We start from the raw sequence: 13045 nt of genomic DNA on the forward strand, positions 1-13045 counted from the left end.
GCTCAGCGGGCGGGCGCGGGGCGCGGGGCGTGCTCAGCGGGCGGGGGCGGGGCGGCGGGTGTGTACGTCGTGGGAGGGTTGCTCGACGGGGGTTGGTGTGACGGTGAGGGCGATGGCGACGAGGAGGATGGTCGCGGCGATGACGAAGACGCCGTACTCGAAGCGGTGTGCGGTCTTCGCGGCCAGGGCGCCGCCGGCCACGAACGAGAGGATCTTGCCGAAGCGGAGCCAGGCCCAGCGGAGCTCGTTCCTCGCGTCCTTGCCGGATCGGAGGGCGCTGCGGACGACGTGACCGGCGAGGTCGGTCGCGGGTCCCGTCATGTGCGTGACGCGGATGCGGCTCGCGGTGGAGGCCGCGACGGCCGCGTTGATCATTCCCATCGCGAGGGCGAGGAGCGCGAGCATCGGGAAGACGCTCCCGGTCACGTCGTTCTCTTCCCCGAACTCGCCGAACGCGCCGGCGTGCCCCGCGAGCGCGACCGCGAGGAGGACGCCGCACGCGCCGAGCGCCGGCAGCGCGTAGGCGAGGAGCGGCTTCTGCTTGAGCTTCTCTGCGGCGAAGACCGCGAGCATGCCGCCGCCGATGAAGGCAAGGACGATGGCGGTGATGTGAAGCGCGAGCGAGCGCTCCGTCGCGACGGAGGTGACGCTGCCGGTGACGTGCGAAACGACGCGGTTCGACCCCATGAACGTGGCGGCGTTCACGAAGCCTGCGGCTGCGGTAAACGCCACCCAACCGGCGAGGAGACGCGGCTGAAAAATACGATCTTCGTGCAAGCCCATGACCAGACGGCATGGAGCAAGTTGTTTGCCGAACCGCCACCGCCACGAACTCACGGCATTTCCGATGCTTGCGCTGCATCCCGCGTCGGGGCACGACGACGCGCGTCGGAAGAGGCCGACGCTTCCTGCAGCGCGAGCGGAGCGGAGGACCGAGCGGGGGCCGCGGTCGCGCTCGTCGACTGGATCCGGCGGCGGACCTCGACTACACGGTGCCTCACCATGCAGCCCTTCCACGCCGTCGTGAAGAACGGTCGCCTCACGCTCGACGCTCCGAGCGATCTCCCCGACGGCCAGGTGGTGGTCCTGCTCCCGCTCGAGGAGCTCATGTCCGCCGTCGAAGACGCGGACGACGACGGCGAGCTCGCGATCGGCTTCGTGCCGTACGTGCCGCAACACGAGTTCCGCAAGCCGAAGGCCATCACCGCCGCCTCACTCATCGACGAGCTCAAGTCACTCTGACGCGCCAGCACGCGACGCCCGCGACGCCTACGGTGGCGCGCGACGCGCTGTAGCGCGAGCCCGGACGCCACGCGCAGGGCTCGCGACGGCGGACGCTGCGAGCCCGCCTACTTCGAGGGCTCGTTGCGCTTTGCGAGGAGGTCGGCGAAGGTGCCGAACTTGGCCTCGCGCTTCACCTGCGCGCGGTACTGCTGGTAGGCGTTGCGCTCGGTCTCTTCGTTGAGCGCCCGGATCGAGAGCTTCAGCTCGCCGCGGCGCGGGTCCTGCTCGATGATCTTCGCGTCGAGCTCCTTGCCGACCGGGAAGAGCTTGCGGAGCTCGGTGCCGCGGGGGGTGCCGGTCGCGGCGGCGCTGATGAAGCCGCGCGCATGGCGTCCCGTCGCGCCGAGGATGCGGACCGCGAGGCCGCCGGTCTCGATCGAGACGACGACGACCTTGACCGTGCGGTGGACCGCGATCTTCTGCGGGGTCTCGTTCGCGGCTTCGCCGGTGGGAGCGGGGTGGAGCGCGATGCGGTGCTGCCTCGCGTCGACCGAGGCGACGACGACGTCGATCTCGTCGCCGACCTTCACCACTTCCTCGGGATGCTCGATGCGCTTCACCGAGAGATCGGCGGTGTGAATGAGACCGTCGATGCCCGGCTCGAGCTCGATGAAGGCGCCGAACGGCTGAAGCCGCGCGACCTTGCCTTTGTGCTTCGTGGCCGGCGCGTACTTCGTCGCGACCTCGTTCCACGGATCTTCGACCGCCGCCTTGCGCGAGAGCCAGAGCTTCCCGCGCTCGTCGAGGCGAAGGATCTTCACCTTGCACGTCTCGTTGACCTTGAAGACGTCCTTCGGCTGATCGGCGCGGTTGTGGCTCATCTCGCTGAGCGGGACGAGCCCCTCGATGCCGCCGACGTCGACGAACGCGCCGAACGGCACCACCGTGCGCACGACGCCGACGACGATGGAGCCCATCTCGAGGTTCTTCAGCGCCTCGTCACGGCGGTCCTTCGCCTCCGCCTCGAGCAGCGCGCGGCGCGAGAGGACGACGTCACGACCGCGCTTCGCGTACTGCGTGACCGCGAACGGGAGGCGCTTGCCGACGAGATGGGAGAGGTCCGCGCCCGGGCGGAGCTCCACGTGCGAGGCCGGCGCGAACGCGCGCAAGCCGTCGACGTCGACCTCGACGCCGCCCTTGATCGTGCCGGTGACGAGCCCGAACACCATCGCGCCGGACTTCGACGCCTCCGCGACGATCGGCTTCGCCTTCTGCACCCGCTTCGGATGATGCGTCAGCACGACGAGACCGCCGCGCCCCCCGTCGTTGTGCACGAGCCCAACGAACGGCGCGCCCGGCTCCAGCACCACGCGCGGAAGCTGCGGCGGCTTCTCCTCCGCGCCCTCACCGGACGACGCATCTTCGGCAGAAGCTGCCTCGCCGGCCGCGGCCTCGGAGGAAGCCGGCGCGCCGAATGCCACGTCCGCGCTTGCCCCAGATGCCGCGTCCGCCCCGAACGCCGCGCCTGCCGCAGCAGCGCCGACCGTGGGGGCCGCGGGGGCCTCCGCCGTGGCCGCGGATGCAGCGGCCGCCACAGGGGCAGCATCAGCGGCGCGAGCAGCGTCCGCCCCAGAAGCAGCGTTCGCACCGGATGCGCCCGCCCCAGGAGCAGCGTCCGCACCGGATGCGTCCGCCCCAGATGCCGCGTCCACCCCGGATGCGCCCGCCCCAGGAGCAGCGTCCGCTCCGGATGCGCCCACTCCAGATGCCGCGTCCACCCCGGATGCGCCCGCCCCAGGAGCGGCGCCCGCCCCGGATGCATCGCCCGCCACAGCTGCCGCGGCGACGCCAGCAGCACCCGCCGCGGGGGCCGCGCCGGATGCAGCGCCCGCCCCGGATGTGCCCGCCGGCGTCGCCGGCGCAACGCCCGCGTCGGCGCGAGCAGCATCCGCCGAGCCTGCTGCCGAAGCGCTCGCGCCAGAAGCCTCGACCGGGACTGGAACCGAAGCCGACTCCGTGCTCGCCCCCGCTTCCGACGCTTCCGACGCCTCTTGCGTATCTCCCGGCTCCGACGATTCCCCCGCGTCGTCGTCTGCCGCCTTCGCGCCGCCGGCCGAGGCTGCGCGCGCGGCCGCGATCTCGTCGGCCTCCTTCTTCGCCGCCTTCTCGTACTCCTCGATGTCCTCGTCGGTGATGAGGAGCTCGCGGAGGTCGAAGATCGCCTTCGCCTTGCCCGCGAGATCGGCGAAGAGCGCGTCTTCGGTGACCTCGATGACCTTGCCGAACACGACGTCACCGACGTTGAACGCCGGCCGCTCGCGGTCCGGCCGCGGCTCGCGCTTCGGCTTCGGCGGACGCTGCGCCTGTCCACCCTCGCCCGCCGACGAGCCCGCGCCCGCGCCCGCCGCGGCGCCCTCGCCGCCCTCCGTCGTGGCACCCTCGGCCGTCGCGCCCTCCGCGCCTGCGCCCTTCTTCTTGCGACGACGGCGGCGGCGCTTCTTCTTCTCGCCCCCTTCCGCCGGCGCACCGCCCTCGACCGCCGCGACCTCGGTCGAGCCGCCCTCGTCGTCGCCGCCCTCGTCATCGCCTCCGGACGCATCCGGCGCCGAAGGTGCGGGCGCGGGTGCAGGTGCAGGTGCGGGCTCGGGCGCTGCCGCTGCAGCGTCGGGTGACGGAGCAGCGGGAGCAGGAGCAGCAGCGGCCTCGGGAGCCGCGGCGGGGGCGTCGTTCGTGTCGGGGGTGTTCGGGTCGGTCATGACGGAGCTCGCTCGGGCTCGGACGTGGAGAATGCGCGGAAAAACAGCTCCCCTTCCAAGGGGAGGGGCACCTTAGCGCAGGGAAAGGCACCCGCGCCAGGGGGGCAGAACGTTAAGTCACCGCCGCCGCGACGCCAGCTTTTCTCGCGCTCGTCCGCGCCGGGCGCGTCCCCGCCGGTGCGATGGCGTCGTAGGCGAGGCCGTGTGCCGCAAGGCGGTTCTGGTAGTAGAAGAGGAGGCGCGTGTCCCGGAGGACGAGCTCCGCCCCTCTCGGCGCGAGGACCTCGTTCGTGTGGTAGCCCGCGAACGCGCGGAGAGCGTCGTCGACGATCGCGTCGCCGCGCTTCCCCTTCATCGTCGGCGACACGACGATCTCGCCGCGCGCCTCGAGCGCGTGGAGGCGATCGAGCAGCACGTCGACGTCCTCCGCGAGCTCCGCGCGCGGGACCGTAACGTCGTCGCGATGGCGGAGCACCGCGAACAGGTCCGCCTTCCCCACCGCGCGGCGAAGTCGCTCGAACGCGCAGGCCGCGACCGCGTGCGTCGCGAGGACGACGGTGTCGCGCTTGTACGCTTCGACGATCTTGTCGCCGAGCTCGCGCGTGTACTCGGCGTCGCGCACGTGATCGAGCGCCGGCTTTCCGTCGCGCCCCACCACGTAGCTCGCGGCGTCCACCGCGCGCCCCCGCGCATCGTGGCTCCGCCCCTCGTCGTCGACGAAGTTCCCGAAGCAGTCGAGCGGCCGCGAGTAACGGATGACGCACGCGCCGTCGAGCCCGAGCAGCTTGTTCGAGAAGGACGCGACGCGGCCGATGCGCGTCGACTCGTCGTCCTCGATGATGTACCGCGCCTTCCCTTCCTCCTGGAGGAAGTCGTCGATGAGCGTCTCCGCCTCGAGCGTGAGCAGGTAGTTGATCGTCGCCGGCACGAAGAACACCGGCTGCCGCTTCCCCCGCACCGTGGTGCGCGCGAACGCCTCGATCGCGGTCCCCGCGAGCCCGAGCTTCAGCTTCCGCTCCACCCCGCCCGAGCGCGAGCGCGTGCCGCCGGGGAAGAAGAGCGAGTGATACCCGCGCTCGATGAGCACGCACGAGTACGTCTTCAGCACCTCTTTGTAGAGCGAGTGCCGCAGGCGGCGGTCGACGCGGTAGGCGCCGAGGTTGTGCATGAAGTAGCTGAGGACCGGGTTCGTGAAGAGGTTCTTGCCCGCGCCGTACACCGCCGGCGGGAACCCCGCGCGCTCGATCGCGAACCCGAACACGACGGAGTCGAGGTTCGAGAGGTGCGTCGGCACGAACACGATCGTGCCGATCTCCGAGAGGCGGCGGATGTGCTCGCGCGGTCCCTGGACGACGATGCGGCTGTCGAGCGCGCGGAGGTCGAGCGAGCCGGGGAGGTTCTTGATCGTCTCGCGCGGCGAGAGGAGCGCGCCGAGGAGCGGGGCCGTGACCTTCGACGCGAACTTGTAGACGCGACCGTCGAAGTTGCCGGCGACGTCCCAGGCGTAGCGCTCGGCGTAGCCCTTCAGCCGATCGCGCAGCTCCGCGTCGGACATCCGCCCGAGCTGCGCGGCGAGCGTGCGCCACTCCGCGAGGTCCGGGTGCCCGGTGTTCTGCAGGCGCTTCGTCTCGAGGTAGGCCGCCTCGTTCAGCGCGAGGAGCGGATCGCGTGTCTGTTTGGCGATCCGGTCGACGACCTCCTCGACGATCGAGGACCGCGCGGCGTTGAAGCCGAAGATGGGTGCGCTCACCCAGCCATGAGACCCCGCGCTCGCCCGTTCGTAAAGGCACGTCCGATCCGCCGGCGCCCTTCGTGCGTAAGGCCCTTTGCACGAATGAAACTGGACGAGCTCCTCGCCGCGGCGCTCACGCCACGACCGGAACGCGTCGAGGACGGCATCCTCGCGGTCGCGCCGGAAGGCCCCGCCCTCCACGCCGCGCTCCGCGACGCACGCGAGTCCCTCTCCTACCTCGGCCGCGCGCTCGACGCGGAGGCCCCCGCCCCGTCGTTGCGCGCGAAGCTCCTCGCCACGCTGAAGGCCCGCGCGCCGCGCCGCGCGCTCCTGGTCGTCGACATGATCGCCGATCACCTCACGCCGGGCGCGCTCCTCGAGGTGCCGCGCGCCCGCGCGGTCGTGCCCGCGCTCCAGGCGAGGCTCGACGCCGCGCGCGCGGCCGGCGTCCCCGTCGTCTACGTGCTCGACGAGCACGAGGCGGACGATCCCGATCTCGACGCGTGGGGCACACACGCCGTCCGCGGCAGCGCGGGCGCCGAGGTGTGGCCCGACCTCGCGCCGCGCGCGGGCGATCGGATCGTGCGGAAGCCGAGCTACAGCGCGTTCTACGAGAGCACGCTCGAGCCCCTCCTCGACGAGCTCCGCGTCGACACCCTCGTCTTGACGGGATGCCTGACGGAGATCGGCCTGACCGCGACCGCGACCGACGCGCTGCAACGCGGCTTCGCGGTCGAGGTGCCGCCTGACACGCAAGCAGGCTCATGCGCCGAGGCGGAGACGGTCGCGCTCGGAACGCTCCGCATGATGGCCCCCTTCGGCCCCGCCCGCCGCGCGAGGCTCGAGCGCATCGCGGCGTAGAGGAAGGGCTCAGAAGCAGGCGCCGGCGTCGGAGTCGCCTTCGGTGGCGACACGTTGGCGCTCCGCGGTGCACGCGTCGGCGTCGAGCTTGAGGATCACCTCGCGCGCGAGCGTGCGGGCGATCGCGCCTTTCGGCAGCTCGAACACGCACGAGCCGAGGCGCGCGCACGCGTTCGGCGGCGTGCACTCGCCGAGGCAGCCCGACAGCGTGCAGTTCGTCACGGCGCGAAGGAGCGGGAGGTCCTTCTGACACTCGTCGATGCACGTCGCGTTCACGAGGCACTCCTTGATGCACTCGAGCCCCTCGATGCAGGTGGGGTCCGCCGCGCACGCCTTGTTGGCCTCGCAGCACTTGCCCTGCTGGCACGTCGCGCAGGTCGTGTTCGGCGAGTCCGGAAGCCCGCACACGAACGCGGGGTCGACCGGTCCGGCCTCGGCGTCGGCGTCGGGCGCGGCGTCGGCGACGACCGGCGTGCTCGTCTCCGCCGCGCTCCCCGCGTCGGCGGGGAACAGCTTCGGCTCGTCGCCGAGGTCGATGATGGCCGCGCACCCGGCGAAGGAGCCGAGCAGCGCGACGACGAGCAGGGCTCGCTTCAAAACGAGCCTCCGAGGAGGACGCCACGAGGACCGACGCCGAGAGACACCTTGTTGGCTGTTTCCGTTTTTTTCGCGGTAAGCACGAGCGCCGCGCCGCCGAGGAGGAGCGCGCCGCCGGCGATGAACGACACGGTCGAGATCGTCGCGTTCGTGCGCGCGCTCCGGTCCGCTTCGAGCCCCTCCTGATCGCAGAACCCGCCCGTGCAGCGCTGATCGCGATCGCCCTTGAGCGAGAGCGCGCTGACGCCGAACGCGGCGCCGACGACGAGCCCGACGACCCCCACGCCGCCCACCGCGTAGCCGATCGTGCGCTGCGGGCTCCGCGACGGCGGCGGCTCCTCCCGCGGCGGGGGCGGGACGACGATCGCCTTCGGCGCGTCCTCGAGCGGCGGGACGTTCACGTTCGTGACGCCGGCGCCCTTCCCGATGACGACCTTCGCCTCGAAGGGGTTCTTGCCCTCGGCGCCGGCGACGAGCACGTGATCGCCGGGATCGATCGGGAGGAGCGTCGACCACGCGGCCTTGCCGATCGCGTGGCCGTCCAGCTTGATCTCGAGGGACGGGAGCGACTCGGTGTCGGGGGCGACGACCATGCGGAGGCGCGGGAGCTCCGCCTCGAGGCTCGCCATGTGGCGCCGCGCGAACGACTCGCGATCGTCCTTCTCCGCCGCCGCGGCCGACGCCGCGTCGCTGAACTCGGCCCACGCCGTCGCGGTCTTGCCCTCCTTCTCGTGGCAGAGCGCGAGGTTGATGAGGGTGCCGAGCGCCTGATCGAGGCGGTAGCTCTCCGCGAACTTGGCGCACGCCTCCGAGACCTTGTCTTGCTCGATCAGCTCGCGCCCTTCGCGGAAGAGCGCCTCCGCGAGGACACGGTCGGTCTGCTGCGCCATCGCGACGCTCGGCGCAGAGAGCGCCAATCCCAGGGCCAACGCGGCCCAGCCCGCCTTCATCGGCGCCATCCTAGAGGCAGGGCCTTTGGCCTGACAACCGCAGACGGTAGCGTTACGCTGGACGCTCGCATGGCCGCGGAGGGGAAGAATACCGCCCTGAAAGAGTGGGTGGAGTCGAAGCGAGCGAGCGTCGCGCCGCCGCCGGAGACGGCGCCGGATCCCGACGCCGATCCGAACCTCGCCGGCATCCCCAAGGTCGGCGAGGAGATCCTCGGCGGCAAGTACGTCATCGAGCGCCTCATGGGCGTCGGCGGGATGGGCGTCGTCTGCGCGGCGATGCACAAGCAGCTGAAGCAGCGCGTCGCGATCAAGTTCCTGTCCGCGACGATGCGCTCGCCGGAGCTCGTCGATCGGTTCGTGCGCGAAGGACAGGCCGCGGTCCGCATCAAGAGCGAGCACATCGCGCCCGTGCTCGACGTCGGCGTCCTCGACAACGGCACGCCCTACCTGCTGATGGAGCACCTGAGCGGCGCCGACCTCAGCGACTACCTCATCGAGCACAAACGCCTCTCGGTCACGGACGCGGTCGACTTCGTGCTGCAAGCCCTCGACGCGCTCGCCGTCGCGCACTCGGCCGGCGTCGTCCATCGTGACCTCAAGCCGTCGAACCTCTTCGTCACGCAGCGCTCCGACGGCTCGCCGCTCATCAAGGTCCTCGACTTCGGCATCTCGAAGGTCACCGACGCGGGCCCGAACCCGTCGTCCACGCTCACGCGTCCGGGCATGATGCTCGGCTCGCCGCGCTACATGTCGCCCGAGCAGCTTCGCAACGCGAGCGGGGTGGACCATCGCGCGGACATCTGGGCGATGGGCATCGTCATGCACGAGCTGATGGCGGGCGCGCCGCCTTACGACGCGGACACGTTCACCGCGCTCTGCGCCGCGATCGTGTCCGAAGAGCCGGCCCTGCTCCGCAGCGCCGTCCCCGACGCGCCGGCGGAGCTCGAGGCCATCATCCTCAAGTGCCTCGCGAAGAAGACGGAGGAGCGCTGGCAGGACGTCGGCGAGCTCGCGCAGGCGATCGCGCCGTTCGCCTCCGACGACGCGCGCCCGTTCGCGAACCGCATCACGAAGATCCTCGGCAAGGTCTCGCAGAAGACGCCGCCCGGCGCCTACCAATCGACGAAGCTGAGCCCCGGCACCCCGAAGCCGAACGAGCGCACGCTCCCTCTCGCCGCGCCGACGTCGTCCCCCTCTTCTTCACCGCTCGCGACGACGGACCCGCGCACCTCGACGCCACCGACCGATCCCCAGGTCAGCGCGCTCGCGGTATCGACCGCGAAGGCCGCCGCGCCGAGCCACGGCCGCACGATCGCGATCGGAGCCGCCGCCGTCCTCGTCCTCGCCGCGGTGGGCTTCATCGCCACGCGAAAGCCGAGCGAGCCAGTGACCGGCGGAGCGACGACGACGACCACCACCACGGAGCCAGAGCCGGAGCCGCCGCCGACGGCCACGACCGCCGCCGTCGCCGCGCCCACCGCGCCGGAGCCCGCCGTCTCCGCCGAGCCGGCCCCCGCCATCTCCTCCGCTCCCGCAGCCGCCGCCGCACCGGCGCCACTCGTCGTCGGCACACCACGCCCGCGCCCCTCTCAGAAACCCGCCGCGAGCACCACGCCGAGCGCTGCTCCCACACCCGCAGGCCCCTCCGAAGAAGACATGCTGAACCGACGGCGCTGAGACTGACCTCAGGGATTCCACGTATAGCGCGGCGCCGCCGGCTGCCATATCAACGGTCGGCACGCAGGGGAGCTCGAGGCGCGGGGGTGTCACGGCTCGAGCTCCCCGGCGCTGCGCGCGCCTTTGGCGAGGAGGAATCTCGTTGTGCGTCTCGCACGCCCGCCCGTCATCATCCCGCTCGTCGTTCTTGCGTTCCTCGTCGCAGAGGTCGATGCGACGGCACAAGAGCGCGCCGACGTGGTCACGCTGCGGGACGGAACCCGCATCGAGGGCGTCGTCCAGCGCAACGTCCCCGGTCGCTTCGTCGTCATTCGCACGCTCGATGGAATGGAGCGCACGCTCACCTGGGAGAAGATCGACGAGATCGACATGCGCGCGCCGCCGAGCACGGCACCGGCGGCAGCGACCGGCGCCGGTCAGATCAAGACGACGACCGAAGGCCAGGTCGACGCCTCAGGAGCGCGCTTTGCGCAGACGACGGACTGCACCGACGCGAAGGGGGATCCGAAGTGCCATCGCGAGGTGGCGGCGACGGCGAACGCGAGCGGAGTAAGCGCCCAGTACGCCGCGGTGAACGACTGCCAGACGAGCCCGAACGATCCGAAGTGCCGCGAGGAGACGAACATCGGTGTCGGCACCGGCGGCATCGGTGCATCGTTCAAGCGCGAGACGGTCGAGCGCGTCACCGAACGTCCGAACGGAGCGGTCAACTTCGGGATGGACCTCGGCGGCGGCGGCCTCGTCGGTGGCACCGCCACCGTCGGCTTTCTCTCCGCGACGATGAAGATCAAGTTCCTCGTCGGCGGGAAGTTCCCGGGGGAGGACGGCGGCGGATGGAGCGGCCTCGCATTCGAGCCGACGCTGACCGGCCTCATGATCTTCAGCGAGCAGCCGGCGACGGAATACACGAGCGCATCGAGCGAGGTCATCGGCGGCCTGCAGGTCGGCGCGACCGCCGGCTGGCAGATCCTCTACTTCGGGAAGATGGACAAGAGCTCACTCAAGCAAGGCGGCTTCGGTCTCCTGCTCGGCGGGTTCGTCGGAGCAACGGGCATCGCGGCCTCGAGCGACATCGAGTTCAGCCCGAGCTACGGGCCGATCATCAACCTGAGCTTCCCTTCGTACAACGCGGGCACGGCGCACTACTCCGCGTTCAACTTGACCGGAATGGTGCTGCCCACCGGCGACGCGGGGACGCTCATCCTCGCCTCGCTCGGAGTCTTCTTCTGACGATCAGGCGGACATCATGCGGAGGAGCCTCGTCACATTTGCATTGCTCGCGCTCGTCGCGTGCGGCCACGCGCCGGCCCCGGTCGCGCGAAGCGCCAACGCCGCCACCATCACCGCCCACTCGCCCGTTGTCTACGTCGCGCCGGAGGTCGCCCTCGGCGGCGCGAGCGCCAGCGAGCTACGAACGAAGGGCTGGGACCGAGCCCTCGCGAACGAGGTCACGGATCGTTTCCGCGAGGTCGGTTTTCGCGTCGGGACGAGCCCGCTCGACTCGGACATCGTCGCGCTGGTCACCGTGTCGACGGTGGAGGTCGCGACGCTCGGCTCGAACGTCGTCCGCTTGAAGTCGAAGCTCGACGTCCAGCGCGACAGCGCCTACTTCGCCCAGACGACGTGGGAGCTGCGCCCAGCGGAGAGCGGCTCGGCGACCGTGACGGAGATCCTCCCGCTCATCGCGCAGAACCTGGTCTACAGACTCGCCGACAAGCCGGAAATCGCGGACCTCACGACGGACCACCCCGCCGCCCCGGCGCCACCCCCACCCGCAGCCGCCCCGGCGATGCAGGTCGCCGCGGCCCCCGCCCCGGCGCCGCCACCCCCGAGCGCCCCTCCCGACCCCACCGACATGATCGTGCTCCGCGACAAGACACGGATAACCGGCCGCGTGACCGACCAATCGCCAGGCGAATGGGTTACCATCGAAGAGAACGGCCGCACGCGCACATTCCCGTGGCACCGCGTCGACGAGGTGTTCGTAGCGCCGAGGCCGAAGTAGCGTTGCCGTCGCTGCGCTTCCGGCCATGCCGCGAGCAAGATGTTACGCGAACCCGTCGAGAGGGAGGGTCTACGTGATTTCCCTTATGTCAAAACCGCAAGCGGTCGGTAGGCTCGACTGCCCACACACCGGCCCACGCCGAGAAGAGGTGATGACGCGAAATGAGTCCCGACCAGGTCGACGACGCGGGCTGGAGCCCGGAGGATTGGAGCTCCTTCAACGAGCTCGCCACAGCGACGGTGGAGGAACACGCCCAGCTTCGCAAGATCATCCCCGAGGGTCCGAGCGCCCCCAACGCCTACCTCGTGGAGCTTCCCGTGGTCGCGCCCGGCGCCCGCGGGTTCCACTTCAACGTCCCCGACACGCGAAAGGTGACGCGCGTGCGAGTTCCGTTCGTCATCACGGCGGAACAACTACATGACACCGCGAACATCCGCGCGCTCATCGAACACGTGGCACGGGAGCTAGCGCTCTGGGAAGATCGCCTGCTCGCCTTCGGCCCTGCCGCCGCTGGTCCCGGCTCGATTCCGCCTGCCGGCGGTGCGCCTGCCCTCCCCAACCCGCCGAACGACATCAAGATCGAGAACGATCCTAGGACCGTGGGTCTCCTCAGCGGACAAGGACTGACCGGCAACGGCGCCGACGTCCTGGATCGCATGAAGCAGGGGGTTCGTTCCGTCCGCCGTCGCCTCCACACCAAGACGCTCAGTGCGGCGGTTGGTTTCGACGCCTATATGACACTCGTTCAGGATCCCAACCGACGCCTTGGCCTCGATCGCGCCCGCGACGTGCTCGGCAGCAAGGATGCCGCCCTCGCGTCGGTGCCGCCGGACGACCCCGCCTGCGGACGGGATGAGAAGCTTGCCGTCTTCACGCCCGATCCAGGCGTGCTCGATCTCGTCTGGGCTCAACGCCCGCGTATCTCCTTCGTGGGTACCGACAATGGCGATCTGAAGCTGCGGCTCGAGGAGGCTTTCCTGCTCCGGATCAAGAACAGCTCCGCGATCGCGGTGGTGGACCCCTGATGGGACTGCGTCCGCCCAACGTACGGCGCGCGCGCGCGTCCACGCGCGCCGAGGCGAACACTCGAGCGAGCGCTCCCGAGCGCGCGGTAAGGCCCATCCCAGAACGGCTCGGGCCCATCCGCTCAGCGGACACGCTCGTGCGTACGGAGCCCGCGACGACGACACCGGCCGCCGCGACATCGCCGATCGCTGCGGCGGTTTCCCAGGCCTATCAGGTC

The 13045-nt window shown here is 70.8% G+C and carries 11 protein-coding genes; 6 read left to right on the forward strand and 5 right to left on the reverse strand.

Annotation, left to right across the window (positions count from 1 at the left end):
• Positions 1-33: 33 nt before the first annotated feature.
• On the reverse strand, positions 34-732 hold the full coding sequence (locus KF837_44055; GenBank protein ID MBX3234347.1) for a DUF1275 domain-containing protein: 699 nt from the start codon (positions 730-732) through the stop codon (positions 34-36).
• A gap of 270 nt (positions 733-1002) precedes the next feature.
• On the opposite strand from KF837_44055, the gene KF837_44060 reads away from it, so the two are divergent.
• Positions 1003-1242: a hypothetical protein gene (locus KF837_44060; protein ID MBX3234348.1), complete on the forward strand. Its 240-nt coding sequence runs from the start codon at positions 1003-1005 to the stop codon at positions 1240-1242.
• A 107-nt stretch (positions 1243-1349) separates the two neighbouring features.
• Here KF837_44060 and KF837_44065 read toward each other — a convergent pair whose 3' ends face one another.
• Positions 1350-3980: a S1 RNA-binding domain-containing protein gene (locus KF837_44065; GenBank protein MBX3234349.1), complete on the reverse strand. Its 2631-nt coding sequence runs from the start codon at positions 3978-3980 to the stop codon at positions 1350-1352.
• Between the two features lie 112 nt (positions 3981-4092).
• On the reverse strand, positions 4093-5730 hold the full coding sequence (locus KF837_44070; GenBank protein MBX3234350.1) for a 1-acyl-sn-glycerol-3-phosphate acyltransferase: 1638 nt from the start codon (positions 5728-5730) through the stop codon (positions 4093-4095).
• 84 nt (positions 5731-5814) lie between these two features.
• Between KF837_44070 and KF837_44075 the strand changes: the two genes are divergently transcribed.
• Entirely contained in the window at positions 5815-6573 is a 759-nt protein-coding gene (locus KF837_44075; GenBank protein ID MBX3234351.1) for a cysteine hydrolase, read from the forward strand.
• Positions 6574-6582: 9 nt separating this feature from the next.
• On the opposite strand, the gene KF837_44080 is transcribed toward KF837_44075, so the two are convergent.
• A complete protein-coding gene (locus KF837_44080; GenBank protein MBX3234352.1) occupies positions 6583-7170 on the reverse strand; it encodes a hypothetical protein in 588 nt (195 codons plus the stop codon).
• The gene (locus KF837_44085; GenBank protein MBX3234353.1) at positions 7167-8120 is read right to left on the reverse strand and encodes a hypothetical protein; all 954 of its coding nucleotides are present in this window, start codon (positions 8118-8120) and stop codon (positions 7167-7169) included. Before KF837_44085 ends, KF837_44080 begins: the two co-directional genes overlap by 4 nt.
• A 69-nt stretch (positions 8121-8189) precedes the next feature.
• Here KF837_44085 and KF837_44090 point away from each other — a divergent pair, with 69 nt between their 5' ends.
• The 4 genes from KF837_44090 to KF837_44105 all read left to right on the forward strand — a co-directional run bounded on the left by KF837_44090 (position 8190) and on the right by KF837_44105 (position 12827).
• Entirely contained in the window at positions 8190-9797 is a 1608-nt protein-coding gene (locus tag KF837_44090) for a serine/threonine protein kinase (protein ID MBX3234354.1), read from the forward strand.
• A gap of 144 nt (positions 9798-9941) precedes the next feature.
• A complete protein-coding gene (locus tag KF837_44095) occupies positions 9942-11027 on the forward strand; it encodes a hypothetical protein (GenBank protein MBX3234355.1) in 1086 nt (361 codons plus the stop codon).
• Between the two features lie 16 nt (positions 11028-11043).
• A complete protein-coding gene (locus KF837_44100; GenBank protein ID MBX3234356.1) occupies positions 11044-11802 on the forward strand; it encodes a hypothetical protein in 759 nt (252 codons plus the stop codon).
• Between the two features lie 161 nt (positions 11803-11963).
• Complete coding sequence (locus KF837_44105; GenBank protein MBX3234357.1) at positions 11964-12827, forward strand: hypothetical protein; 864 nt, start codon at positions 11964-11966, stop codon at positions 12825-12827.
• Positions 12828-13045: the final 218 nt, after the last annotated feature.

Origin of the sequence: Labilithrix sp., from assembly GCA_019637155.1 — a bacterium.
Classification (GTDB): Bacteria; Myxococcota_A; Polyangia; order Polyangiales; family Polyangiaceae; genus Labilithrix.